Genomic DNA, 24,119 nt, shown 5'->3' on the forward strand with positions numbered 1-24,119 from the left:
GCAAATGAAGGATGAAGTCATGAGAGAGTCGTTTGCCTTTACTGCCCGTGTGTTGGGCGCGCTGTTTTACTACGCTCCGGATAGCCCCGAAGCCGCGCCGCTGGTCACGGCCTTAACCCACAACGACTGGCAGCAGGACTGGCCGCTGGATGAGTGCCTGTTGGCCCCCATTGCCGACGAGCTTTGCCAGCCTGCCGATGAACCCTAGCGTACCGCCTGGCAACGGCTGTTTCTGGGTCCGTGGGCGCTGCCCGCGCCGCCTTGGGGCTCGGTCTGGCTGGATCGAGAGAGCGTGCTGTTCGGGGATTCCACCCTGGCGCTGCGCCAGTGGATGCGGGAAAACGGCATCGTGTTTGAGATGGCGAACAACGAGCCGGAAGATCACTTTGGCACCCTGCTGCTGATGGCGGCATGGCTGGCAGAAACGGGCCGGGATGCAGAGCTCGACCAACTGCTGGCCTGGCATCTGCTGCCCTGGAGCACGCGCTTTCTTTCCGTGTTTGTCGAAAACGCAGGCCACCCGTTCTACCGCGCGCTGGGCAAACTGGCACAGTTGACGCTGGCTGAGTGGCAATCCGGCCTGCTGACCCCGATCGCCGAAAAACCACTTTTCCGTTAATCCTCCCCTGGCTTACTGCTGGTGAGTAAGCCAGGCTCTCCAGCCGCCGAAAGCGGTAATATCCTCTGCCCCCTGCAAGCCGTACTCCTCACAGATAAACCCGGTTAACCAGCGCCCGTCCTCCAGCTCTACTTTCCCCAGTCCCAGCGGAGCCGGGATGCCCGCCAGAAACGATCCCACCTCGGCATGGGGCAGATCCCACACTTCCAAGGCAATCGCTGCCCCCTGTTCGCGGTCGCGCACCATGCCAGGCCGTTTCCCGTCGGCGAGGGCAAAAAGGCGATAGTGCGGTGCGCTGCGGGTGGTTTCACGTAAGGTTCCCCCGCGCTGGCGCAGCTGGTGATTCAGCGCCAGCCCGTCCAGATGAGCCCCGCAAACCACCACCGGCAGGCGATCGTGGCTGGCCGTGGTCGTGGGTGCCGTCGCCTGTAACGCACGATCGCCGGGTAACAGCAGATTCTGGTAACGTTGTAACGCCCCGGCAAGGCTCAGCAGATACTGGTCGGTAAAGGCCCGGCCAAACAGCGTCACGCCTGAGGGCAGGCCATTCGCCATGAACCCGGCAGGCACCGCCACGGCGGCATAGTCCAGCAGGTTCATAAAGTTGGTATAAATCCCCAGCTCGGAATTGCGCTTTACCGGCTCCTCCGCCAGCTCGGCCAGCGTCACCGGGCGTGGATAGGTGGGCGTGAGCACGCAGTCAAGCGTCGCCATGACCTCATCGCACAAGCGTTTGAAATGCTGAAGCTGATACTGCGCGTCAAAGGCCGCGACCGCATCGGTACCGGGCGCTTTGCTCAGCACATCGCGGATCACCGGCAGCACTGCATTCGGTTGCTGCGCAATCAGCGCCCCCGCCACGTGATAGCGCTCCGCCACCCACGGGCCGTTATAGAGCAGCGTCGCTGCCGCCAGAAACGGCGAAAAGTCGATGGTCACCGGCACGCCACCGAGGGCGATCAACCGCGCTTTTGCGGCGTGATACAGCGCTTCGCTCTCGGTGCAGCCAAGGAACTCCAGCCGATCCGGTACGCCGAAGCGGAACCCGGCCTCAGGCAGACCAAACGCCTGGGCGCCGTTCCAGGCTGGATTGGCGCGGCTGTAGTCGTCCCGCGGATCTTTCACCGCCGTCAGCGCCAGCAGCTGGCTGGCCTCTTCCGCCGTGGCGGTAAAGAAGGTCACGCAGTCCAGGGTGCGGCAGGCAGGCACCACCCCGGCGGTGGAGAGTAACCCTTTGGTGGCCTTAAGCCCGACCAGATTATTCAGCGCGGCGGGCACGCGCCCGCTCCCGGCCGTGTCGGTGCCGAGAGCAAAACTCGCCAGCCCCAGCGCCACCGCCAGCGACGACCCCGCGCTGGAGCCCCCGGATGGATAATCCGCATTGACACTGTTACGACATGGGCCATACGGCGAGCGAGTGCCGTTTAAGCCGGTAGCGAACTGATCGAGGTTGGTTTTCCCCAGCGGGATTGCCCCCAGGGCGATCAGCTGGCCGACGATAGTGGCATCCTGCTCAGCCCGGTATGCAAACGCCGGGCAGGCAGCGGTGGTGACGATGCCCGCCAGATCGATATTGTCTTTAATGGCAAAGGGCACGCCGTAGAGGGGCAGCGTCTGCGGTGAGTGGCCCTCAAGCGCCGCCAGATACGGCTCCAGCTCCTCGGAGGTGAGCAGATAGATAAAGGCGTTGAACTCAGGGTTTAGCGCCAGCGCCCGCTCGCGCAGGGTGTTAATCACCTCCCGCGGAGTGAGGCGGCCCTCGCGGTAAGCCTGCGTCAGTACATCGAGACGTAAATCAAATGGATGTGTCATGCTGTTTTCTCCAGGACCACCACACACTGACCCGCCCGTACCGGGGAGCCCGGCTGGACGCGCACCTGACTGACAATTCCGTCCTGGGTGGCAAGGAGCGGGATCTCCATCTTCATCGACTCCAGCACCACCAGCACATCCCCCTCGCGGACCGCTTTGCCCACCTCCACGCTCACCTGCCACAGGTTGCCGGAGACCGGGCTGTCGATGCCCGCCTGACCCGGCTGCAGCGGGGCATCATCGCCCTCATCCGCCAGCAGATCGCTGCTGTCGAAATGCGCCTGGCCGTTGGCAATCCAGCGCTCGCGCTCGGCGTTAAAGGCTTCCTGCTGATGGGCGCGAAATGCGTCAATTTCCTGCGCTTCGTCGGCGAGAAACTGCTGATACTCCGCCAGCTTCAGGCTGGTGTGCTCAATGCGCAGCGGGTAGCGCCCCAGCGGGAAATCGCGGCGAATAGTGAGCAGCTCGTCGGCAGAGACCGGATAGAAGCGGATCTGGTCAAAGAAGCGCAGCAGCCAGGGCTTGCCGCCGAAATCCTCTACGGCGTGATAGCGGCTCCACATCTGCAAGGTGCGCCCGACAAACTGATATCCGCCCGGCCCCTCCATGCCGTAGACACAGAGATAGGCCCCGCCGATCCCCACCGAGTTTTCCGCCGTCCAGGTGCGGGCCGGGTTGTACTTGGTGGTGACCAGACGATGACGCGGATCGAGCGGGGTCGCCACCGGGGCGCCGAGATAGACATCCCCCAGGCCCATCACCAGATAGCTGGCGTCGAATACCGTTTTATAGACCTCATCGACGTTCGCCAGATCGTTAATGCGGCGGATAAACTCCAGGTTACTTGGACACCAGGGCGCATCCCGGCGCACGGTGGTCATGTATTTGTCGATGGCTTTCTGACAGGCCGGATCGTCCCAGGAGAGCGGCAGCCAGACGATGCGCGACGGCACCTCAAGCGCATCCTGCTCGCACACCGCCTGCCACAGCCCGGCCACGGTATCCAGCAGGCTCGCCAGGCTCAGCGCCTCCGGCTGGTAGTGAATTTGCAGGGAGCGGATGCCTGGCGTCAGGTCGATAACCCCATCCAGCGCCTGCGCCTCCAGAGCCTGCATCAGGGCGTGGGCCCGAAAACGCAGGACCAGATCCAGCTCCGGATCGCCAATCTCCAGCAGCAGGTGTGTATCACCGGAGAGCCGCGCCACCAGCCGTTTATCAGCCTGCCCCTGCTCCAGCACCACTGGCGAGGCGGGTTCGGAGGGCTGCCATGCCACGTCCAGCGGGTGCAGGCTGGCGATCTGGGCCGCCTGCGCCTGGGCAAGCTGCCGGGCGGTGGCGATATCCACGGGAACAAAGCGCACCTTATCCCCCGCTTTCAGCTGCCCGATGGCGTGCAGATCGGCTTCGATGATGGTGACCGGGCAGACAAACCCGCCCAGGCTTGGGCCATCCGGGCCGAGGATCACCGGCATATCCCCGGTAAAGTCCACCGCGCCGATAGCATAGGGGTTGTCGTGGATGTTCGACGGATGCAGTCCCGCCTCGCCGCCGCTCTCGCGCACCCACTCAGGCTTAGGCCCGATCAGGCGCACCCCGGTACGGCTGGAGTTGAAGTGCACTTCCCAGTCGGTGGCGAAGAAGGTGGTCATGTAAGCCGGGGTGAAATACTCCGGCGCGCCGTGCGGGCCGTAGATCACCCGCAGGGTACGCACAGGCTCAAGCGTGGTGCAGAGCGCCGGGGGCAGCGTCTGCGCCGGGCATGGGGCGGTTAAGGGCGAAATGTGCAGCACGTCACCGGTACGCAGCGCGCGCCCGGCGTGGCCGCCAAACTGCCCCAGGGTAAAGGTGCTTTTGCTGCCAAGATAGTCCGGCACGTTAAATCCGCCGCGCAGGCAGAGATAGCTGCGCACGCCGTCACCGCGAATATCCCCCATCCGCAGGGTCATGCCGCTCTGCACCCGGTAGACCCGGTTGGTCTCAAGAGATTCGCCATCCAGGGTAAGGGCGATCTCCGCCCCGGTCACCGCCAGCTGGGCATCGCAGTTGAACTTCAGCGTCGGGCCGCTGAGGGTGATCTCCAGCCCGGCGGCCCCTTCGTCGTTGCCGAGCAGCCGGTTGCCAAGACGCAGCGCGCGACTGTCCATCGGTCCTGATGGCGGTACCCCTACCGCCCAGTAGCCGGTACGCCCCGGATAGTCCTGCACCGTGGTTTGCGTCCCGGCGCTGAGTACCTCAAGCGTGGCGGCGTGATAGTCCAGCCCTTCCAGGCAGCGGGTCCAGGGCTCGCCGCTGGCGAACGGCGTGAAGGTTAAAATTTGCTGCAGGTAGCTGCGGTTGGTTTCCACCCCATACAGCCGGGTCTCTCCCAGCGCCGTGTGCAGGGCCTCAATGGCGGCGTCACGCGTCGGCTGCCAGGCGATAATTTTTGCCAGCATCGGATCAAAAAAGGGCGGCACCTCGCAGCCGGATTCCACCCAGCTGTCGATGCGCAGCGTGCGGCGGTTATCTTCCGGAAAAACCACTTCGGTAAGCAGGCCGGGCGATGGCTGGAACTGACGGCCCGGATTTTCGGCATAAACCCGCGCCTGGATGGCGTGCCCTTCAGGAGTCAGGCCATCACGCAGAGCCGCCAGCGGAGGCAGGGTGCCTGCCGCCAGTTCAATCATCCAGCGTACCAGATCGACACCCCACACCTGCTCGGTGACGCCGTGCTCCACCTGCAAACGGGTATTCACTTCAAGGAAGTAGAACCGGGCGGCGTCGCTGTCGTAGACGAACTCCACCGTGCCCGCGCTGCGGTAGTTGACCGCTTTGCCCAGCTTAATCGCCGCCTCACACAGCGCATCCGCCATGCCCTCCGGCAGGTTGGGCGCCGGGGTCTCCTCCAGCACCTTCTGGTTACGCCGCTGCACCGAGCAGTCGCGCACGCCGAGGGCGATCACCTCCCCCCTGCCGTCGCCGAAGAGCTGGACTTCCAGATGACGCGCCCGCTCAATGTATTTCTCAATAAAGACGCCCGCATCGCTGAAGTTATTTTTCCCCAGCCGCACCACCGCGTCGAAGGCCTCAAAAAGTTCCGCTGCGGTATAGCAGACGCGCATCCCGATCCCGCCCCCGCCAGCGGTGCTTTTCAGCATCACCGGGTAGCCGACCTGCTCCGCCGCCTCCAGCGCCGCGTTCACATCCGCCAGCAGTTCGGTGCCTTCCAGCATCGGCACACCATGTTCTTTCGCCAGGGCGCGGGCAGTATGTTTCAGGCCAAAGAGGCGCAGCTGCTCCGGCGTAGGGCCGACAAAAGCAATGCCCGCCGCTTCGCAGGCCTCGGCAAAGGCGGCGTTCTCTGAGAGAAAACCGTAGCCCGGATGGATCGCCTGGGCACCGCTCGCTTTCGCCGCCGCGATGATTTTTTCGCTCACCAGATAGGTATTCGCCGCCGGGCCATCGCCCAGGCTCAGGGCTTCGTCGGCCTCGCGGATATGCAGGCTGCTGATATCCGCCTCGGAATAGACCGCCACGCCGCCGATCTTCATGGCGCGCAGCGTGCGCAGAATGCGGCAGGCAATCGCCCCGCGGTTGGCAATCAGGAGTTTCGTCAACATAGTAAAGACTCAATGGTGGCGGGTCGTCCCGCCGAAAACTGGCTCACCGCATGGTCGTCCACGGGGAAAAAGGTTTACGGCAGGATCCGTCCGGCACGCAGTTCAAACAGGCGATAGATCGTCTGGCGCAGGCGCTGCCAGCGTGTCGGCGTCAGTTCCATATCAGTACCTCCGCAGGGGTCGGGTTCCAGCCGTTGCAGGGGTTGTTCAGCTGCGGGCAGTTGGAGATCAGCACGATGACGTTGCACTCCGCCTTCAGCTCAACATATTTACCCGGTGCGGAGATGCCATCGGCAAAGGTCAGCCCGCCCTCGGGGGTCACCGGCACGTTCATAAAGAAGTTGATGTTGGCCCCGATATCGCGCTTTTGCAGGCGGCCATCGTGCAGACAGGCGCAGAGGAAGTTATCCCGGCAGCTGTGCATATGGCGCTTGTCGAGGGCGTAACGCACGGTGTTGCTCTCCTGGGCGCAGGCGCCGCCGAGGGTGTCGTGCCGTCCGCAGGTATCCGCCACGATGGTCAGCAGCGGGTTGCCGAGGTTGGAGTAGAGTACGCTCCCGGTGGTCAGATACGCGTTGTTCTGCCGGCGCAGGGTGCGCTGGGCATCGTAGCGCTCCCGCGGGTTATCGGCGTTATAGAACAGCGTATCCACCGCCTGGTTGCCCTCCAGATCCAGCAGGCGCAGGGTCTGGCCTTTTTTCACTTCAAACAGGTAGGGCTCCCCCGCCGGGATCACATGGCGGAAGCTGGCATGTTGCACATCTTTTTCGCTGGCGACTGTCATCATGAGGCTCCTTACAGGGCGAAAAGTTGGGTATTGGTGATGGCGCGGCCGTTTTCAGGGCGCGTCAGCAGCGCGTTTATCGCCGCGTCTTCATCTTCCGCCTGCCGCCAGCTCAGCTGCACCGGACGCGGGGCGTACTCTCTGGACGGGTCCATCGGATGTTGCAGCGCGGTCATCACCACCAGGGTGTCCATCGGGGCGAACAGCTCCACGTAGCTGCCCGGCTGTGAATGGCCGCTGTGGAAGCTGAACCGGCCCCGTTCGTCCACCGTCACTTTGCTGAAGAAGTTGACCACCATCAGCAGATCTTCGAGATTGAGATCCCATTTGCCCATCTCCACCAGCAGGTTATCGGTGCCGTTGCGGAAGAAGCCGTTGCGCAGCTCCTGATAGCGCCCCTGGCCATATTTCTCGGTGGCTTCGGCGGCATTGAGTACGCCGCCAAACGGGTCGTGCCAGCCGCTGGTATCGGCAATGATGCCCGCCAGCACGCGGCCCATGTCGGAGTAGAAGCAGTGCCCGGCGGTCAGGCGCGCGGTGTGCTGGCCTTTCAGGGTGTCCGGCAGGTTCAGGCGCTCGCTCTTCTCATGGGCGTTGAGCATCATCAGGCTGACGTTCGCCCCGCCGTCGGGGTCGGTCATGCGCAGGATCTGCCCGCGCTTAAGCACAAAGGAGAGGTGGCCGCCGCCCGGCAGGATCTCTTCACGTAAAGTCGTCGTCATAGCGTTAACCCCTTAAGGCATAAACGTTGTCGGGAGCCGTTCCGCTCAGGCTTGAGAGCCGTGTTTCGTTGAGCGGAATATCGTAGGTAATGCGCGCCCCGTAGGCATTCGGGGCCTGCGGATCGAGGCGCACTTTGTCGAATACCAGCAGACGGGTGCCGAGGTTGAAACCTTCGGAGAGATCGTGGGTGACCATAAAGACCGTCATGCGGGTTTCGCCCCACAGCTGCAGCAGCAGCGCATGCATCTCTTTGCGTATGCCGGGATCGAGCGCGCCAAAGGGCTCATCCAGCAGCAACACCCGGGGCTGCATAATGAAGGCCTGAGCGATGGCAAGACGCTGTTGCATCCCGCCGGAGAGCTGCGCCGGATATTTATCCAGCGCATGACCAAGCCCCACTTTTTTCAGCATCTCTGCCGCCTGTTCCCGTGCAGCGCGTTTTTTCGCACCAAACAGCCGTCCGAGCAGCGGAGATTGCGGCAGTTCGAGGCCGATGGCGACATTATCAAGCACGCTGAGGTGCGGAAAGACGGAGTAACGCTGGAACACCACGCCCCGGTGACTGTCCGGCTCGGCGACCAGGCGTTTACCGTCGAGGGTGATAGTGCCCCGGCTCGGTTTTTCCTGGCCGAGGAGCAGGCGCAGAAAGGTCGATTTCCCGCAGCCGGACGCGCCGACCATCGAGCAGAACTCGCCCTCTTTGATCTGCAGATTCAGACGCTCCAGCACCACGTGGTCGCCATACTCCTGCCAGATATTGTTGATGGTGATAAAACTCATGCTTTGCCTCCTTCTGCCCACGGGAAACAGCGCTTGTGCAGCTGGCGCAGGGCCAGATCCATCAGCCAGGCCAGCAGCGTGATCCACAGGACGTAAGGGATAATCACATCCATGGCCATATAGCGGCGCACGAGGAAAATGCGGTATCCCAGCCCGGCAGTCGAAGAGATGGCCTCCGCTGAGATAAGGAATAACCACGCGGAACCGAGCAGCAGGCGCAGGGAGGTGAGCAGGCGCGAGAGCAGCTGCGGCAGTACCACCCGCAGCACCAGGGTCCAGCTGTTGGCCCCCAGCGTCTGGGCTTTAATCAGAATTTCCGGGGGGATTTCACAGGCGCGGTGCTCCAGATCCCGGGCCAGCATCGGGGTAATGCCGATCACAATCAGCATGATTTTCGACAGCTCATCCAGGCCGAAGACGATAAACAGCACCGGCAAAATCGCCAGAGGCGGGATCATCGACAGCACCGTCATCAGCGGCGAGAGCGAGGCGCGCCACATGGGGAAGACCCCGGCGGTCACGCCAATGCAGAGGCCAATAAGCGACGCAATCGCCAGCCCCACCAGCAGCCGGGCCAGGCTCACCAGGGTATCGACCCAGAACAGGTACTCGCCGCTGCGCTTGTCCGGGGTGAAGGCCATCCGGGAGATCGCATCCAGCATCTGTTGCAGGCCGGGCAGCAGCTTGTCGTGTGGGTTAGCGTCCAGCCGCACCGCCGAGCCGAAAAAGTAGGCCGCCAGCAGCAGGACAAACGGCAACATCACAAGCATCAGCCGCATGCCGGAGGTGGGATGACGATTAATCTGTCGCATGGAGACTCCGTCCGTCATCACAGCTGGCCTGCGGCGGCCATTTTCACGAAGCTGTCATCAAAGCGCAGCTTTACGTTGCCCGCATCGCCCTGGGTAACGTCACCCGGAAAACGCATGCCGATGAAGTCGGCGCTCTGCGCCCCCTCACCCAGCAGCCCTTTATCAAAGGAGAAGGCCGCCACGCGTTGCATGGTTTTTGCCAGCTCCGGTGAGGTGACAAACGCCATGTTCTCCTGCGGGGTGTAGAACAGATGGGTGGTTTTCAGCTGCGCCTGATAGCCCGTCAGATCGGTGCCGGACGCTGCCGCCATCGCATTAAGGGCAGTGGCATCCTGGGCTTTCATCAGGCCCATCATTTCGTACCATGCCCCGGTAAGGGCTTTGCCCAGCGCCGGATTATCCTTCAGGGTTTCGCTGTTAACCACCATCATGTCAATCAGCTCACCCGGCACCTGGGAGGAGCTGAACACCTCGGTGGTTTTTGGCGTGCCTCTAATAACGGAGAGCTGCGGATTCCAGGCGACGGCGGCCTGCACGCTGTCGGTGCCGAAGGCGGAGACGATATCCGCATCCGAGGTGTTGACCACGGTGACATCTTTCTCTGCCAGACCGGCCTTCTCCAGCCCGCGCACCAGCAGATAGTGGGAAACGGAGAGCTCCGGCAGGTAGATTTTCATCCCTTTCAGGTCATTAAGGGTTTTGCCCTCGCCCTTCATCACCACGCCGTCGTTGCCTTCCGAGTAGCTGCCGAGGATCAGTGCCGTGGTGTCCACGCCGCCCGCCGCCGGAATGGTCAGGGCGTCCATGTTGGTCATGGTGCAGCCGTCAAACTGGCCGGCGGTGTACTGGTTGATGGACTCGATGTAGTCGTTGAGCTGTACGACGTTGATCTTGATGCCGTATTTATCGGCCCATTTATCGATGATTTTGCTGGTGCTGATAGTGCCCCAGGGCATCCACCCGGCGTAGATGGTCCAGCAGACGTTGAACTCTTTTTTGACGGCGGCAAAGGTGGGGAGACTGACCAGCATCGCCAGCGACAATACAAGGGAGCGGAGTAATGGCGTTTTCTTCATGCTTGACCTCTGAGTGGCACAAAATTAGGGGGCAGCGCGACACCGTGGGTGCTGCTGTCTCCCGGGCTTTTGTCCCGCCGTGTAACCTCTCAGAGGTCGCCAGCTCTTGGACCAGTCATCCACATACGTGAACCGGAACCCTAGCCAGCTATTTTTCAGATTGTGTGGTGCACTGCCCTTTCACATTGGTTAAAGCAAAGGATGTGCCAGAAATTATTTATGTGGTTTATCATGAGGTTGATGTTTTAACAGCGTCAGGATTCACCGATTTGGGGAGAGAGCACAGGGAGGGTGCACCGCGATGGTGCCATGGTGGGCGGGGGAATCCCGCGCCCACCGGACAATCGGGTTACATGTTTTATTTCTTGTCTGAGTCCATCTTCATTTGCTCGGCTGACTTGAGGTGCTGCTCCACCACCGGGGTGTGCTCGTCGGCCAGGGCCTTCACATCGGGATCCTTGATGTTTTTGGCATCACTTTGCAGCTTAGAGAGCACCATCTTGTGATCCCTGGTGCCGGCATTTTCCATATACATCTTGTCAAAGTCGTCGCCGCTCGCTTTTTCCAGCTTATCCGCCATCGCCTTATGCTGCGCGTCCGGCTCGGTCGGCAGGGTCACCCCTTTTTTCTCGGCGACCGCCTGTACTTTAGTCAGGGCATTACCGTGGTCGTCGACCATCTTCTGGGCGAAGGCTTTAACGTCGCTGCTCTGCGCCTTGCTCAGCGCGATTTTAGCGGCGGCAACCTCATTGATATTGGCCTGGGCCATATCCTTCAACGCTTTTTCGTCACCCGAGCTGAGCTTTTCGCCCGCTGCAGTCTGGCTTGTGGCGCTGCTCTGGGCGGCGCTTGTCGACTGGGCCTGCACACCGACGGTGCAGAACATCGCGGCTACTGCCGATGCGGTCAGCAGCATTTTCAGGTTATTACGTTTCTGCATAGAGTTCTCCTGATGGTCATAGGTAAAATTGATGTCAGGTCATTAACCGCGCGTCGCCTCCTGTGGAAATGACAACCGCAGTTGTCAGTATAGGGGATGATTCTCCTCCCCCTGATTTAATGGGAATATTTACCGCAGCCGGGTTTACGGGTGTATAGCAACGATTACGCTACTGGCTCAAGCTGCTTCCGGCCTTACTGACGGTGTACGATAAGGTGCAACGTAATACTTATGCCGCTGTAATCAGCTCCATTTAACCTCTTGGAGAGAAAGTCTTAATTCGGCTGATCACTTTTTCCTCTTCTTCTGGCGCAGTACTGTGCTCCTGAACCCGACGTGACAAAACCATTACGTTCTGTCACCTGACAATTACCGCAATAAAATCAGGAGCAAATGATGAGCCGCTTACATACCATCACCGAAGGCGAAGCCACCGGTAAAACCGCACAGCTGTTCAGCGCCATCAAAGGCAGCATGGGTAAAGTGCCGAACGCCTATCTGACCATTGGCACGCAATCCCCGGAAATACTGGGCCAGATGTTGCAACTGAACGCCGCACTGCATAAGGGGAGTCTCAGTGCGCGCGAACTGGAAGCCATTAACCTTGCGGTAAGCGAAGAGTCTGGCTGTGACTACTGCCTGGCGGCACATACGCTGATGGCAAAAAAGGCCGGATACACTGACGATCAGACGCGTGAATTACGTGAAGCCCGCTTCAGCGAGGATGCGCACATTGATGCGCTGGTGAAGTTCGTTCAGTACCTGGTTTCATCCCGCGGTACCGTGGCGGCTGAGCATGTCGAGACCTTCCGTCAGGCGGGGTTCAGCGACCAGCAGGTCGTGGAAACTATCGGTGCCGTTAGCGCCATCCTGTTTACCAATATGGTGAACCGCGTGAACGACACCGTTGTCGATTTTCCCAAAGTGAGCTGAGGGTCATAACGTCAGCGACGCAGGAGAGCGTAACCCTACGCCTCTCCTGATTTTTTACTTTTTAACGGGCCCGGTGCGTGAAGCGCCGGGCCTTTTTTCGTTAACGAAGATGTGGCGGGTGCGCCCCCTGCAACAGGTTTTGCCAGGCCCGGCGCGGCCTTGCTCAACAAGCAAGGAATTTAAAACCGATCGGTTTTTTTTATTTTCCGCAGTCTGGCTTTTTTGACGCGCAGAACGCATATTAAAACGATTGGTTTTTGCTGCAAAAACAACCGCATGGCTGGGACTACATTGAGGCCTTCCTTCTGGCTGCGCCCTTCAACAACCCCCGCCTTTGACGGCTGTTTTCTGGTTAACGCTTGCCGCGAGCCTGTCGAAGCGCTGACCCTTGTGCGCAACTTCCGCAGCGCAGTTGTGGCACAGCCAGGGCTGAACATTCCTGAAGAGGACGCCAGAGAGAATCGCGACGTGATGGCTGACATTATCTGGTCTACCCTGGCTGAAGCCTGCCCGCTAACGATAAGCCCGCTGTCAGCGTGAAACAGAAAGCCTTTCGTACTCTGGAGCCTGCATGATACGTCTTGAAGATGTGACCTTGTTCGTCCGTTCCGCCGCGCTGGGCAGTTTTTCCAGCGCCGCGCGCGAAGCCGATATTCTCCCCGGCCAGGTCAGCGCGGCGGTCAATCGCCTTGAGCGGGATCTGAATAAACGGCTGTTTGCCCGCTCAACCCGCAGCCTGCGTCTCACCGCCGAAGGGGAAGCCTGGCTGCCCTATGCGCAGGAGATGCTGAATATTCTGCAAGCGGGCGCGGAGCGACTTCAGAGCGGAGAAAATGAAATCCAGGGTGAGCTAAAAATTTCCGTCCCCTCAGATCTCGGGCGCAACGTTTTACTGCCCGTAATCACTGCGTTCTGCGAGAAGCATCCCGGAGTATCGCTGCGTATCTTCATATCCGATAACGTCAGCGATGTGTTTCGCGATCCGGTGGACGTGGCTATCCGCTACGGGGTTCTGGAAAACAGCAGCTACGTTGCTTTGCCTCTGGCGGAAGATAACCGGCGTGTGCTGGTCGCCTCTCCCGCCTATCTGAATAAGAAGGGCCGCCCACGACAGCTCGACGATCTGGCTCTGCATCACTGTCTGCTTTATACGCTGAACGGTCATGTTTATGACAAATGGACCTTCCCGGAAAAGGGCGGCAGACGCCAGCTGACGGTGAGCAGCCGGATGCTGTGTGACGATGCGGATCTTGCCCGTCGCTGGGCCGTGGCGGGAATGGGTATTGCCTATAAATCATGGATCGATGTTAGCGCAGACGTGCTGGCAGGCCGGCTTGAGGTGTTGCTGCCGGAACAGCCTGGGGAGGGGGTGCCACTTAACCTTATCTGCCCTCACCGTAAACAGTTCTCGCCTGCGATACGCGAGCTACATGCGCAGCTGCGTGAAAAACTCAAAGCTGTCACGGCGCTGATGCACACTCATCCTGCTTTTTTGCCAGGTGCTCAGGATGCGCAACCCGCGGACAGCGCCTGATAAAAGGCCATTTCAGGGAAATGGCCTTACCGGGCTTATTTTGACAGCGTTGCGGTCATATCAACCTGATTGCCGCTAGCGCTTGCGGTGATTTTATATTCTGCCCCCGCCTGCTGTGCCTGGCGGGCAATGTGTGCTTCCGCATCATCCAGAAACACGCAGTCAACGTCTGTGTTCATCCTGGTTTCGTCCAGACTGACCGCAGATGCGTATTGGTCAAAGAAGTATCAGGAGACAATGATGCACCGGGTAGGCTTACTGATTTCCGATCATTTTCAGGTTCTGGGGTTGTCCACGCTGAGTATCTTTGAGTTTGCGAATCAGGTGGCTGGCGAACCTTTTTATGACTGTAACGTTTATTCAGAGCGCGGCGGTTCTGTGAAAACCTCTTACGGCTTCGGCGTTGACAGCCAGCCTGTTGCTGCAAATATGGAGATCGATACCTGGCTGGTGGCGGGCGTGTTGACGCCCCTGGAGCTGCCCGCATCGCAGGGCATTGTTGATTTTCTGCAGACGCACGCGCCCCGGGCGCGTCGGGTGGCAGGGATCTGTACCGGGGCATTCGTGCTGGGTCAGGCGGGCCTGTTATCTGACCGTCGCGCCACTACCCACTGGATGCATGCGCAGAGTCTCAAGTCCCTGCATCCCACCACCCGGGTAGAAGAAGATCGCATCTTTATTATTGACGACGCAATCTGGACATCAGCGGGGCTTACCGCCGGGCTGGATATGGCGCTGGGCATGGTTGAGAAAGATCTCGGTGCCGAAGTGGCCCGCTCCGTGGCCCATCTGCTGGTGATGCACCACCGTCGCTCCGGCGGGCAGACGCAGCACTCTGAGATGCTGATGCTCGCTCCCCGCAGCGACCGCCTGCAGTCAGCCCTGGAGTATGCGCGCAACAACCTCAGCAAACCCCTGACCATCGAGAGCATTGCGGATGCGGTCCACGTCAGCGCGCGGCAGCTCAGCCGCCTGTTCCGCACTGAAACGGGAAAATCGCCAGCCAAAGCGATTGAAGGACTGCGGCTGGAAAATGCCCGGCTGCTGATCGAGCAGAGCAAGCTGTCGATGGAGGTCATTGCCCGTGAATCCGGCTTCCGCGATCGCCGTCATATGCGCGAGGTCTTTATCCGGGGTTACGGCATTCCCCCCCAGTCGCTGCGCACCGGCAAAGCCTGACCCTCCTCTTTTTCTGGCTCCTCACCCTCCTGACTCATGATGACCGGCATCCGGCCATCATGATGTCCGAAATCACGACCTTTCTCGTCAGCCGCGCCGGCACCTGACTGCGTACTATGTATTCACCGACCCGATAACTGACAAGGTGAACAACATGACGCAGCATACCCACCTGGTCCGCGCCACCGCCACGCCGTGCTGTGACAATGACGGTCTGTCGGTTGACCCGCGCGATCCAACTATCGTCATGAGCGCACGGGAGAGGGTTGACGCGGTGCTCATCGGATTTGCTCGCGACCCACGTATTACCATTCCGTCCCTTAACGATTCTGCGAAGGAGTAAGACCATGAAACTGACCAATAACACCATCTTTATCACTGGCGGCACCTCTGGCATCGGCCGCGCAATGGCAGAAAAATTCCATCAGTTAGGTAACCAGGTGATCATTTCCGGGCGCCGGGAGGCGCTGCTGAAGGATGTCACCGCCGCCAGTCCGGGCATGGATTATGTGGTGCTGGATGTGACCCGCGCCGACAGCATTCAGGCCGCCGCAGAGCAGGTGCTGAAGCGCTATCCGGCCCTGAATGTGGTCATCAATAACGCCGGTATCATGCCGTTTGACAACGCGGCAGGCGAGCTGGATGACGCCCAGGCGGTTACGCTGCTGAACACCAATATTCTGGGGCCGGTGCGCGTCAGCGCGGCGTTTATTGAGCACCTCAAACAGCAGCCAGACGCCGTACTGATCAACAACAGCTCGGTGCTGGCCTTCCTGCCGCTGGCCACCAACGCGCTCTATTCGGCGACGAAAGCCGCGATTCACTCCTACACCCTTTCCCAGCGCTTCCTGCTGCGCGACACCAGCGTGCAGGTCATCGAAATTTCCCCGCCGTGGGTGGATACGGATCTGATTTACAAGAGCGGTGACCCGCGCGCCATGCCGCTGGAGGCGTTCATCAGCGAGACGTTTGACAAGCTCGGTACAGACACCATTGAAGCTATCGTCGATCGCGTGCTGCCTGTGCGCGATAACCCGGGGGCAAACGAGCATACCCTGGTAAACCAGTTCAACCAGTCGGTCGCGGATAACCCAATCCCTGTTCAGTAAGCTCTGCAGGGGCCTCGCGCCCCTGTTCTTTTCCGGAGATGGATCATGAACGCTGTTATCACCGCTTCCCAGCGCCGTGCCCTGCGCGCGCTGAGCATCGCCTATTTTGTCCAGGCGACCGGTGCGCTCTCTGTCGCGGGTAGCCTGCCCGCTATTTCCGCCGCCTGGCAGCTGACCGATGCACAGAGCGCACGCTTGCTAAGTATTTTCGGCCTGACCTTTGCCCTGGCCGCCCCACTGGTTCAGGTGATGTTTGGTCACTGGCGCCGTCGCCAGCTGGTGCTCACGGGCATCGGGCTTTTTGGCTCTGGCGCCTTCGCGTTTGCGCTGTCACCCTCCTACGATGCGCTACTCGCCTCCCGCATACTGATGGGCGCAGGGGCAGGATTTATCGGCCCGGTGCTGGTTGCGCTGGGTTCAGAGCTGGTTCATGAAGAGCAACGCGGTCGCGCTATCGGCATGGTACTCCTGGGGGTATCGATGGCGAGCCTCGCCGGTATTCCCCTCGCCGCGTGGATTGCCAGCCTGTGGGGAGCAAAAGCGCTTTTTGCCCTGGTGGGCGGCGTAAGCCTTTTGAGCGGGCTGAACATCCTCCTGACGGTGCCGGATGAGCGCACAGGGTCGCGCATCCGGCTTACTGAAATGATCAGCGTCCTGTCACAAGGAAAATACCTGACGGCATTCCTGGTAGTGTTTTTCATTACCTCCGGTGTTTACAGCTTTTATTCGTTCATCGCCCCGCTCATACGCGATACCTACACCGGCGGGACGCAGGCTCTCTCCGCGGCGCTTGCGGTACTGGGTATCGCTGGGGTACTGGGCAACCTCTGGGTGACCCGAGCCGCCGCGCGCTTTACGTCTGAAAGGTTGCTGATGGCGGGCATGACGCTGCTGATTGTGGACACCGCGCTGATTGCCCTGCTGCCGAAAATGTTGGTCGTGTTGCTGGTGATGCTCGTTGTCTGGGCCTTTGCCACCGACCTGCTCTGGCCCAGTCAGCAACGCAGGATCGTTGAACTGTCGTCTGTCCGGCACCGTGGTATCGCTCTGGCGCTGACCAGCGCCTTTATGTTCGGCGGCATTGGATTTGGCTCTGCGGTAGCCTCGTGGGTTTATCCCCTGGCGGGATTTTACGGGCTGGCCGGCATATCGGTGACCTTTATTTTGCTGGCGCTGATCAGCCTGCGGCTGTCAGAAAAGCTCGGAAAACCTGTGGTAATCGCTGAGCCCTGTAAAAATGAAGCCTGAGCGCTGTATCAGCGATGCTGAGATCCCTGCCAGATAATGGCGGGGATGATTCATCACCGAAGCAAGCGGTTACTGTCGTGACGACAGCGACGCACGTGGGGCAACCTCTGGTATTTCCCCACTTAAGCGGCGGTGCAACCCCCAAAAACCCCATAAATATCATGCCATTATAGAAACAATTTTTAACATTACCTGTTTACATTGAAATGATTATTCATATCATCTTGATAATCACTATCACCTCTGCGGTGATGTTTTTGCGCTACGGGGCGTCCATGCCTCCGGCTCGTTGAAAAATCAGGATGATCACAATAATGAAATCGCACAGTTATCGCGCGCTAAGCTCATGTTTATTCATGACATTAGCCGCTAATGCCTCTGCCGAAGTACAAAAAGATGAGACGCTGGTGGTCGCTGCCAGCCGTACCAATCACAGCATCACCGACATGGCGCAGACCACCTGGGTTGTGGAACAGGCTGAAATTGAACAGCAGGTTCAGGGGGGTAAGGAGCTGAAAGAGGTGCTGGCGCAGTTAATTCCCGGCATGGACGTCAGCAGCCAGGGGCGCACCAACTACGGGATGAATATGCGTGGTCGATCCATGATGGTGATGGTGGACGGCGTGCGTTTAAACTCCTCGCGCAGCGACAGCCGCCAGCTGGACTCAATCGATCCGTTTAATATTTCCCGCATTGAGGTCATCTCCGGCGCCACCTCCCTCTACGGCGGCGGCAGTACCGGCGGCTTAATCAATATCGTCACCAAAAAGGGCCAGCCGGAAACGGAAGTCGAGTTCCAGACCGGCCTGAAAACCGGCTTCAACAGCCATAACGATAATGACGAGAACGTCGCAGCGGCGGTGAGCGGTGGCAACGATAACGCTTCCGGGCGCCTGTCAGTGGCCTATCAGCGCTTTGGTGGCTGGTACGATGGCAATGGCGATGAGGTGATCATCGATAACACCCAGACCGGTTTGCAATACTCTGACCGTCTGGACGTGATGGGCACCGGCACGCTGAATATCGACGATCATCAGCAGTTGCAGCTCACCACGCAGTATTACAAAAGTGAATCTGACGGTAAGCACGGCCTTTATCTGGGCGAGAACTTCTCGGCAGTAACGGGCGCGGGCAACGCCTATAACAAAAACAATCTCGACTCCGACCGTATCCCCGGTACTGAACGTCACCTGATTAACCTGCAATATTCCAACACCGATTTCTGGGGCCAGGATCTGCTCGCCCAGATTTACTACCGCGATGAGAGCCTGACCTATTACCCCTTCCCTACGCTTTCCGGCGGTCGGGTCACCAGCATTGGCGCATCGCAGCAAAAAACCGATTTCTACGGCGGCAAGCTCACCATCAACAGCAAGCCGGTGGAGGCATTGACGCTGACATGGGGTGTGGATGCCGAGCATGAAACCTTCGACGCCAACCAGCAATTTTTCGACCTCAGCAAGGCGGCGGCCAGCGGGGGCATGAAGCTGGATAATGCCTATAACGTTGGACGCTATCCGGGCTACAGCATTACTAACCTCGCCCCGTTCCTGCAAAGTAGCTACGACTTCTCCGCGATCACCCTGAGCGGCGGCGTGCGCTATCAGTACACGGAAAACAAGGTCGATGATTTTATTGGCTATACGCAGCAGCAGGCCATTGCCACGGGCAGAGCGACCTCCGCAGACGCCGTGCCGGGCGGAAAGACGGATTACAACAACCTGCTGTTTAACGCCGGTATTCTCGGTCATCTGACCGAACGCCAGCAGCTGTGGTTTAACTTCTCCCAGGGCTTTGAGATCCCGGATCTGGCGAAATATTATGGCTCCGGCACCTATCAGCTGGTGAACGGCCATTATCGCCTGGTCAACAGCGTGAACGTGAACGACTCAAAACTCGACGGGATCAAAGTTGATGCCTACGAGCTGGGCTGGCGTTACACCGGGGATAATCTGCGCACGCAGATTGCCGGGTATTACTCTCTGTCTGACAAAACCATCAACATTAATAAAAGCGACATGACCATCAACGTTGAAGATGACGAACGTCGTATCTACGGTGTTGAAGGCCAAATCGACTATTTCTTCACTGACAGCGAGTGGAGCACCGGTACAAACTTCAACGTCATCAAATCGGAAACCCGCGTCGACGGAAAGTGGGAAAAGCTGACGGTAGACAGCGCCAGCCCGTCTAAAATGAGCGCATGGGTTACCTGGGCGCCGGGCGACTGGACGTTGCGTATGCAAAGCACCCAGACGTTCGACCTCTCTGATGAAGCCGGTAAGAAGATCGATGGCTATAACACCGTGGACTTCTTAGGCAGTTATCTTCTGCCGGTCGGTAAGCTGAGCTTCAGCGTCGAAAACCTGCTGGATGAAGACTACACCACCGCATGGGGCCAGCGCGCACCGGGTCTCTACAGCCCAACCTACGGCGCTGAAAACCTCTATACCTACAAAGGCCGTGGCCGTACATTTGGTCTGAACTACTCGGTTCTGTTCTGACAGTGGCTGCCGCCTGCAACGCGGGCGGCAGTTTTTAGCGCAACGGCCCATTTACGTTACACTCTGGATCCTGAGCAACCCACCCGCTACTGCTGAGAGGATCGTCTATGCCTGCACGGGATTTATCCAGAATGGGGGCCGCCAATGTAGCGCTAACGGTCAGTCATAGCGGTCAGGCCGTTATTGAAAAGTCTCCTGTTGGCGCGGTGGAGTTTGGTTTTTATCAGAACGCTGCGACGTCGCTTAACGAGGCGGGCATTGCGACCCCGGCACTCTTTTCCGCCGATGCCACCCTGCGCAAATTATGCATGGAGTATATTCCTTACCCGGTTGAACAGTCTGATGTCGCCAGTGATGAGGTTCTCACGATGCTGGCACGTCTGCACCGTTATCCGGTGAATACCGCATGGCATTACCACCCGCACTCATGGTCAGAGAGGGCGCTCGAAAAAACGCTCATCCTGCTGGCGTTACCTGAAAAAAGCGCACGGCAGCTTCAGCAATTTCAGCAGCGTAGTGATGTGCTGTTTAGCGGCCACCGTCTCATTTCAGGGGACAGCAATGCGGGTAACTGGGGAAGAAGAGAAAACGGTGAGGTCGTGCTGTTCGACTGGGAACGGTTTGGAAAAGGGAGTCCTGCTATCGACCTTGCCCCACTTATAAAGGGAATGGGGACGATGCGAGCGTATACGGACCTCGCTGAACGCTACTGCACGTTAACTTATCACCATAGTGTCAATGAATTAACGAGAGAAATTGCCATCGCTAAGGCATGGATTGTCACCGAAGTCATTGTGTTACTTTACGAGCGGCAAAAGAGCGCGTTCTCCTTGTATCAAACCTGGTATCAATCACACCTCCCTGACTGGTTAGAGGACACCGCACGACGATTATGAATACAGTCATACTGGCGACCTTGACAGGCATCATTACCCCGGTGAAAATGCTGTACATTAAAACAGTATTTATAAGGGGTATGTAATGTTCGTTGAACTGGTGTACGACAAACGAAATGTTGCCGGGCTTCCGGGCGCCAGAGAGATCATCCTGGCTGAACTGACGAAGCGAGTGCATCGGATCTTTCCGGATGCCGAGGTAAAGGTTAAGCCGATGCAGGCGAACGGCCTGAATAGCGATGCCAGTAAAAGCGATCGGGAAAAGCTGAACCGTATGCTCGAAGAGATGTTTGAAGAAGCCGATATGTGGCTGGTTGCGGATTAAGCTCAGAAAGCCGCGCATAATCATAGTAGGTGCCGCAGACCGCTTCGTGCCAGAAGCCGTTACTGACCCCTTCATTATGACCTGCCAGGATCAACCTTTTAAGAGTGAGAACGTTTAAAGACGTTTTGGCCGTGTTGCGAAGTAGACTACCGCTGCGCCGATAGCGACGATGAGCGTATCTTCAATTATGCCGCTTCTGGTCTGCCCAATTTCTGCCATGGCTTTTTTGCGTGCCGCCAGTGTGGCATAGGCAAGTGGCACAGCGGCAGAGATAGCGATTGCTGCCCCGGTTTTTTCTTCTCCCTTGGGTGCCAACGCGGCGCCCGCAATTCCTGCACTGGCCACACGCGCTGACAAGCCTAAAAACACGGTGCGGTCTGGCGCTGACTTCATCTTATCGCCAAACAGCTCACCTGCCCCCATCGCTAATGCGCCAAATTTGAATAACGGACGGTCCAGCAGCATGAGGCTCCCCGGAGTGTCGCGTCTGGCAAGGCGTGCTGCTGCGAGGGCCGCCATCGGCGTCATAGAACGGCAGCTGGCGACAACACCAATTAGAGCGGAATATACAAATCTGATTATTTTCATAATTAATCTCCCGGAGAAACAGAATTTTATTAATTATTGAGTGTTATTAGGGGGCAAGGCAGTCACTCCCGGCCTGATTCACGCATGTGTATGGCCACGTTTTTTAAGCGCTTTCATCTGAGTAATCAGTTGCATCCTGCACTGCCATAAGCCTGTCTTACTGTGTCGGCAGAATGAAAACGTTGACCAGGGTGCAGCTTCCTGTGCAATTTCAACTGCAATAGTCATTATAGATGAATAGCCTGATATAGCTGATGACCTGGAGATATCAGATCTGATTGAAGTCTGACTCGTGAAGGCTGCAACAGAAGCCCTGTGCCAGAGCATTATGCTCAGCATTGGCTCCATGCCCGGCATCGGATAACCGTACTGGGCCCACATAGAAAACGGCCAGCCTGTCGGCTGCTCCGCCCGCGCCACCGTGATAGTAATGAGATAAGCGCTGCCCTTGCCCGGCTAACAAAACGTCCGCTCAGATTTTCAGCGTATCGATCACCGCTCTCAGGGCCGGTGAGACGTTGCGATGGGGATAATAGAGGAACAGCCCGTCCATGCGCAGGCTGAAGCGCTGCAACACCCGGATCAGCGTCCCACGCTCCAGATCGTTCGCCACCAGCTCGACCGGCACATAAGCCAGCCCCAGGCCCAGCCGGGCGGCTTCGGCTTCCATATAGCTGTCAGAAAATGCCCACTGCCCCTCGGGGCGATGGGTGACGCTTTTACCGTCCTGAATGAGCTCCCACTGATAAAGGCCCCCATCGGCAAACTGATAGCCAATACAGGGGTGGGCAACTAAATCCGCAGGCGTCTGGGGAAAGCCGTAGCGGCGCAAATGTTCAGGTGTACCGACCACGGCCATCTCCATGTCAGGCGTAATGCGCACCGCGACCATCCCCTGACCCACCTCCGGCCCCAGTCTGACACCTGCGTCGAAGCGTTCGGTAATGATGTTCACAAACCGGCTCTCATTCATCAGCTCCAGCCGGATATCCGGGTAGCGCTGTTTAAATATCGCCAGCTTCGGCAACAGACATTTATCAATGGCATGCTGACTGGCGTTAATGCGCACCGTACCGGAAGGCGTTTCACGGTAGTGCGCCAGCGTGGCAAGCCCGCTATCCAGAGCATCGAAGGCGGATTCTGTCGCCTGATAAAGTTGCTCCCCCGCCTGGGTCAGGGATAGCCTGCGCGTGGTGCGCACCAGCAGCTGCACGCCCAACCGCTCTTCCAGCTCGCGAACAGAGCGGCTGATCCCCGACTGGGCCAACCCAAGCCGCCGGGCTGCGGCGGTGAAGCTCCCATCCCGCGCCACCTGCATAAAGAGATAGAGCTCGTTGTAATTTTCCCGCTTCGCCATAACGCCACCGATTCATAACAATATGATATGAATCTTAGCACCCTTCCCCCTCTAATCATCACTATTACTGCTAACTATACTGGCCTCAACATCACAACACAGCCCGGTACCTCTTATGAAAACATTCACCCAAAAACTGACGGCAGCCATGCCTGCAATGCTGCTATGCGCCTCTTTAAGTGGAGTAACAACCATGAGTTATGCAGAGACAACCAATCCGAACGCCCCGGTGTCGATGGTCACCACATGGGACAAGACATTTGCTGAAAGCAAAAAGGTCGATCACCGTAAAGTCACCTTCCAGACCCGCTACGGCATTACGCTCGTGGGCGATCTCTATCTGCCGAAAGACCGGGGCGATCGCAAGCTGGCGGCCATCGCGGTCAGCGGACCGTTCGGCGCAGTGAAAGAGCAGTCCAGCGGTCTCTATGCCCAGACCCTGGCGGAGAAGGGCTTTGTCACCCTGGCATTCGATCCCTCTTACACCGGTGAAAGCGGCGGGCAGCCGCGCAATGTCGCTTCTCCCGACATCAACACCGAAGATTTCAGTGCGGCGGTGGACTTTCTTGGACTACAAAAAGAGGTGGATCGCAACCGCATCGGTATCCTTGGCATCTGCGGCTGGGGCGGTATGGCGCTGAATGCGGCCTCGATGGATACCCGCGTGAAAGCGGTCGCCACCAGCGTGATGTACGACATGAGCCGGGCGATGGGCCACGGCGTGGGTGACGGTAAAGACCGCTACTCGGCAGCCGATCGCCATGCTGTGCTCGAGTATCTGAACGAGCAGCGCTGGAAAGACGCAGAGAGCGGCACCTTTGCCCATGCCGGACATGATATTTATGTCGAAAACGGCAAAGCGACCGCCGCTGAACGTATTCTGCCGGAAGCGTTACCAGCCGATCCGTATCCGGTACTGAAAGAGTTCTTTGATTACTACCGGGTGCCGCGCGGTTTACACGAGCGCGCCGTAAACTCCACCGGCGCATGGACCGCGACCATGCCGCTGTCGTTTATGAACATGCCGCTGTTGAGCTATGCCAAAGAGATCGCTATCCCGACACTTATCGTCACCGGTGAAAAGGCGCACTCGCGCTACTTTGCTGAAGATGCCTACAAAGCTGTCGGCAGCAAGCAGAAAGAGCTGGTGGTTGTCCCGGGCGCTAACCATGTCGATCTTTACGACAACGTCGCCGGTAAGATCCCGTTTGCGCAGTTCGAGCAGTTCTTCAAAACCAGCCTGAAGTAATCCTCTCCGCCACCTGTCCCTGGCAGGTGGCGTTGTTTTTCCCCTTCGTGAA

General features: G+C 58.7%; 22 protein-coding genes, 1 pseudogene and 1 riboswitch. Of the genes and pseudogenes, 12 read left to right on the plus strand and 11 right to left on the minus strand.

Features of this window, described 5'->3' with window-relative positions:
* The first annotated feature begins 4 nt into the window (after positions 1-4).
* Positions 5-619 (plus strand): annotated as a pseudogene (gene dmsD, locus ACOKCT_RS10780) (Tat proofreading chaperone DmsD).
* A 12-nt stretch (positions 620-631) separates the two neighbouring features.
* Here the strand turns inward: dmsD and atzF are convergent.
* The 8 genes from atzF to ACOKCT_RS10820 all read right to left on the minus strand — a co-directional run bounded on the left by atzF (position 632) and on the right by ACOKCT_RS10820 (position 11,145).
* Positions 632-2,431: an allophanate hydrolase gene (atzF, locus tag ACOKCT_RS10785; protein ID WP_420193471.1), complete on the minus strand. Its 1,800-nt coding sequence runs from the start codon at positions 2,429-2,431 to the stop codon at positions 632-634.
* On the minus strand, positions 2,428-6,030 hold the full coding sequence (gene uca, locus ACOKCT_RS10790) for an urea carboxylase (protein ID WP_420193472.1): 3,603 nt from the start codon (positions 6,028-6,030) through the stop codon (positions 2,428-2,430). Before uca ends, atzF begins: the two co-directional genes overlap by 4 nt.
* 151 nt (positions 6,031-6,181) lie before the next feature.
* The gene (locus ACOKCT_RS10795; RefSeq protein WP_156654441.1) at positions 6,182-6,817 is read right to left on the minus strand and encodes an urea amidolyase associated protein UAAP2; all 636 of its coding nucleotides are present in this window, start codon (positions 6,815-6,817) and stop codon (positions 6,182-6,184) included.
* A gap of 8 nt (positions 6,818-6,825) precedes the next feature.
* Positions 6,826-7,536, minus strand: a complete 711-nt coding sequence (locus ACOKCT_RS10800) for an urea amidolyase associated protein UAAP1 (protein ID WP_156654440.1) — start codon at positions 7,534-7,536, stop codon at positions 6,826-6,828.
* 4 nt (positions 7,537-7,540) lie between these two features.
* Positions 7,541-8,317 (minus strand): ABC transporter ATP-binding protein, encoded by a 777-nt coding sequence (locus tag ACOKCT_RS10805; RefSeq protein WP_156654439.1) that lies wholly within the window; start codon positions 8,315-8,317, stop codon positions 7,541-7,543.
* Complete coding sequence (locus ACOKCT_RS10810) at positions 8,314-9,129, minus strand: ABC transporter permease (protein WP_103179469.1); 816 nt, start codon at positions 9,127-9,129, stop codon at positions 8,314-8,316. Before ACOKCT_RS10810 ends, ACOKCT_RS10805 begins: the two co-directional genes overlap by 4 nt.
* A 17-nt stretch (positions 9,130-9,146) precedes the next feature.
* Positions 9,147-10,205, minus strand: coding sequence for a putative urea ABC transporter substrate-binding protein (locus tag ACOKCT_RS10815; protein ID WP_420193473.1), 1,059 nt, complete (start codon positions 10,203-10,205; stop codon positions 9,147-9,149).
* 56 nt (positions 10,206-10,261) lie between these two features.
* Positions 10,262-10,360: riboswitch (guanidine-I (ykkC/yxkD leader) on the minus strand.
* Positions 10,361-10,563: 203 nt separating this feature from the next.
* Positions 10,564-11,145, minus strand: a complete 582-nt coding sequence (locus ACOKCT_RS10820; RefSeq protein WP_103179467.1) for a DUF4142 domain-containing protein — start codon at positions 11,143-11,145, stop codon at positions 10,564-10,566.
* 396 nt (positions 11,146-11,541) lie between these two features.
* Between ACOKCT_RS10820 and ACOKCT_RS10825 the strand changes: the two genes are divergently transcribed.
* The 3 genes from ACOKCT_RS10825 to ACOKCT_RS10835 all read left to right on the plus strand — a co-directional run bounded on the left by ACOKCT_RS10825 (position 11,542) and on the right by ACOKCT_RS10835 (position 13,612).
* Entirely contained in the window at positions 11,542-12,078 is a 537-nt protein-coding gene (locus ACOKCT_RS10825) for a carboxymuconolactone decarboxylase family protein (protein ID WP_103179466.1), read from the plus strand.
* 276 nt (positions 12,079-12,354) lie between these two features.
* Positions 12,355-12,618 carry a hypothetical protein gene (locus tag ACOKCT_RS10830; protein ID WP_250366155.1) on the plus strand — a complete coding sequence of 88 codons (264 nt, stop codon included), beginning with the start codon at positions 12,355-12,357 and terminating at the stop codon, positions 12,616-12,618.
* Positions 12,619-12,649: 31 nt separating this feature from the next.
* Positions 12,650-13,612 (plus strand): LysR family transcriptional regulator, encoded by a 963-nt coding sequence (locus ACOKCT_RS10835; protein ID WP_156654436.1) that lies wholly within the window; start codon positions 12,650-12,652, stop codon positions 13,610-13,612.
* A gap of 35 nt (positions 13,613-13,647) precedes the next feature.
* Here the strand turns inward: ACOKCT_RS10835 and ACOKCT_RS10840 are convergent, their stop codons facing one another.
* Positions 13,648-13,791, minus strand: coding sequence for a DUF1471 domain-containing protein (locus ACOKCT_RS10840; RefSeq protein ID WP_139156337.1), 144 nt, complete (start codon positions 13,789-13,791; stop codon positions 13,648-13,650).
* Positions 13,792-13,852: 61 nt separating this feature from the next.
* Here ACOKCT_RS10840 and ACOKCT_RS10845 point away from each other — a divergent pair, with 61 nt between their 5' ends.
* The 7 genes from ACOKCT_RS10845 (at position 13,853) to ACOKCT_RS10875 (ending at position 20,873) form a co-directional block, all read left to right on the plus strand.
* Positions 13,853-14,791: a GlxA family transcriptional regulator gene (locus ACOKCT_RS10845; RefSeq protein ID WP_159339323.1), complete on the plus strand. Its 939-nt coding sequence runs from the start codon at positions 13,853-13,855 to the stop codon at positions 14,789-14,791.
* A 154-nt stretch (positions 14,792-14,945) separates the two neighbouring features.
* Positions 14,946-15,134 carry a hypothetical protein gene (locus ACOKCT_RS10850; RefSeq protein ID WP_103179462.1) on the plus strand — a complete coding sequence of 63 codons (189 nt, stop codon included), beginning with the start codon at positions 14,946-14,948 and terminating at the stop codon, positions 15,132-15,134.
* A gap of 4 nt (positions 15,135-15,138) precedes the next feature.
* On the plus strand, positions 15,139-15,900 hold the full coding sequence (locus ACOKCT_RS10855) for an SDR family oxidoreductase (RefSeq protein ID WP_103179461.1): 762 nt from the start codon (positions 15,139-15,141) through the stop codon (positions 15,898-15,900).
* Between the two features lie 45 nt (positions 15,901-15,945).
* Positions 15,946-17,148 carry an MFS transporter gene (locus tag ACOKCT_RS10860; protein WP_159338973.1) on the plus strand — a complete coding sequence of 401 codons (1,203 nt, stop codon included), beginning with the start codon at positions 15,946-15,948 and terminating at the stop codon, positions 17,146-17,148.
* Between the two features lie 314 nt (positions 17,149-17,462).
* Positions 17,463-19,652 carry a TonB-dependent siderophore receptor gene (locus ACOKCT_RS10865; RefSeq protein ID WP_103179459.1) on the plus strand — a complete coding sequence of 730 codons (2,190 nt, stop codon included), beginning with the start codon at positions 17,463-17,465 and terminating at the stop codon, positions 19,650-19,652.
* 107 nt (positions 19,653-19,759) lie between these two features.
* Positions 19,760-20,548, plus strand: coding sequence for a phosphotransferase family protein (locus tag ACOKCT_RS10870; RefSeq protein WP_420193474.1), 789 nt, complete (start codon positions 19,760-19,762; stop codon positions 20,546-20,548).
* An 85-nt stretch (positions 20,549-20,633) separates the two neighbouring features.
* Entirely contained in the window at positions 20,634-20,873 is a 240-nt protein-coding gene (locus ACOKCT_RS10875; RefSeq protein ID WP_103179457.1) for a DinI family protein, read from the plus strand.
* Between the two features lie 114 nt (positions 20,874-20,987).
* On the opposite strand, the gene ACOKCT_RS10880 is transcribed toward ACOKCT_RS10875, so the two are convergent.
* Together ACOKCT_RS10880 and ACOKCT_RS10885 are read right to left on the minus strand one after the other, a co-directional pair.
* A complete protein-coding gene (locus tag ACOKCT_RS10880; protein WP_420193475.1) occupies positions 20,988-21,461 on the minus strand; it encodes a hypothetical protein in 474 nt (157 codons plus the stop codon).
* A gap of 472 nt (positions 21,462-21,933) precedes the next feature.
* Entirely contained in the window at positions 21,934-22,818 is an 885-nt protein-coding gene (locus tag ACOKCT_RS10885) for a LysR family transcriptional regulator (RefSeq protein WP_420193476.1), read from the minus strand.
* Between the two features lie 115 nt (positions 22,819-22,933).
* Between ACOKCT_RS10885 and ACOKCT_RS10890 the strand changes: the two genes are divergently transcribed.
* Positions 22,934-24,067, plus strand: coding sequence for an alpha/beta hydrolase (locus tag ACOKCT_RS10890; protein WP_420193477.1), 1,134 nt, complete (start codon positions 22,934-22,936; stop codon positions 24,065-24,067).
* Positions 24,068-24,119: the final 52 nt, after the last annotated feature.

The organism is Leclercia sp. M-A074-M (assembly GCF_965195605.1).
GTDB lineage: Bacteria > Pseudomonadota > Gammaproteobacteria > Enterobacterales > Enterobacteriaceae > Enterobacter.

Bases quoted from the DNA above. Each gene is read 5' to 3' on its own strand.
- atzF (WP_420193471.1), bottom strand. From the start codon at position 2,431: ATGACACATCCATTTGATTTACGTCTCGATGTACTGACGCAGGCTTAC.
- uca (WP_420193472.1), bottom strand. From the start codon at position 6,030: ATGTTGACGAAACTCCTGATTGCCAACCGCGGGGCGATTGCCTGCCGC.
- ACOKCT_RS10795 (WP_156654441.1), bottom strand. From the start codon at position 6,817: ATGATGACAGTCGCCAGCGAAAAAGATGTGCAACATGCCAGCTTCCGC.
- ACOKCT_RS10800 (WP_156654440.1), bottom strand. From the start codon at position 7,536: ATGACGACGACTTTACGTGAAGAGATCCTGCCGGGCGGCGGCCACCTC.
- ACOKCT_RS10805 (WP_156654439.1), bottom strand. From the start codon at position 8,317: ATGAGTTTTATCACCATCAACAATATCTGGCAGGAGTATGGCGACCAC.
- ACOKCT_RS10810 (WP_103179469.1), bottom strand. From the start codon at position 9,129: ATGCGACAGATTAATCGTCATCCCACCTCCGGCATGCGGCTGATGCTT.
- ACOKCT_RS10815 (WP_420193473.1), bottom strand. From the start codon at position 10,205: ATGAAGAAAACGCCATTACTCCGCTCCCTTGTATTGTCGCTGGCGATG.
- ACOKCT_RS10820 (WP_103179467.1), bottom strand. From the start codon at position 11,145: ATGCAGAAACGTAATAACCTGAAAATGCTGCTGACCGCATCGGCAGTA.
- ACOKCT_RS10825 (WP_103179466.1), top strand. From the start codon at position 11,542: ATGAGCCGCTTACATACCATCACCGAAGGCGAAGCCACCGGTAAAACC.
- ACOKCT_RS10830 (WP_250366155.1), top strand. From the start codon at position 12,355: ATGGCTGGGACTACATTGAGGCCTTCCTTCTGGCTGCGCCCTTCAACA.
- ACOKCT_RS10835 (WP_156654436.1), top strand. From the start codon at position 12,650: ATGATACGTCTTGAAGATGTGACCTTGTTCGTCCGTTCCGCCGCGCTG.
- ACOKCT_RS10840 (WP_139156337.1), bottom strand. From the start codon at position 13,791: ATGAACACAGACGTTGACTGCGTGTTTCTGGATGATGCGGAAGCACAC.
- ACOKCT_RS10845 (WP_159339323.1), top strand. From the start codon at position 13,853: ATGCACCGGGTAGGCTTACTGATTTCCGATCATTTTCAGGTTCTGGGG.
- ACOKCT_RS10850 (WP_103179462.1), top strand. From the start codon at position 14,946: ATGACGCAGCATACCCACCTGGTCCGCGCCACCGCCACGCCGTGCTGT.
- ACOKCT_RS10855 (WP_103179461.1), top strand. From the start codon at position 15,139: ATGAAACTGACCAATAACACCATCTTTATCACTGGCGGCACCTCTGGC.
- ACOKCT_RS10860 (WP_159338973.1), top strand. From the start codon at position 15,946: ATGAACGCTGTTATCACCGCTTCCCAGCGCCGTGCCCTGCGCGCGCTG.
- ACOKCT_RS10865 (WP_103179459.1), top strand. From the start codon at position 17,463: ATGAAATCGCACAGTTATCGCGCGCTAAGCTCATGTTTATTCATGACA.
- ACOKCT_RS10870 (WP_420193474.1), top strand. From the start codon at position 19,760: ATGCCTGCACGGGATTTATCCAGAATGGGGGCCGCCAATGTAGCGCTA.
- ACOKCT_RS10875 (WP_103179457.1), top strand. From the start codon at position 20,634: ATGTTCGTTGAACTGGTGTACGACAAACGAAATGTTGCCGGGCTTCCG.
- ACOKCT_RS10880 (WP_420193475.1), bottom strand. From the start codon at position 21,461: ATGAAAATAATCAGATTTGTATATTCCGCTCTAATTGGTGTTGTCGCC.
- ACOKCT_RS10885 (WP_420193476.1), bottom strand. From the start codon at position 22,818: ATGGCGAAGCGGGAAAATTACAACGAGCTCTATCTCTTTATGCAGGTG.
- ACOKCT_RS10890 (WP_420193477.1), top strand. From the start codon at position 22,934: ATGAAAACATTCACCCAAAAACTGACGGCAGCCATGCCTGCAATGCTG.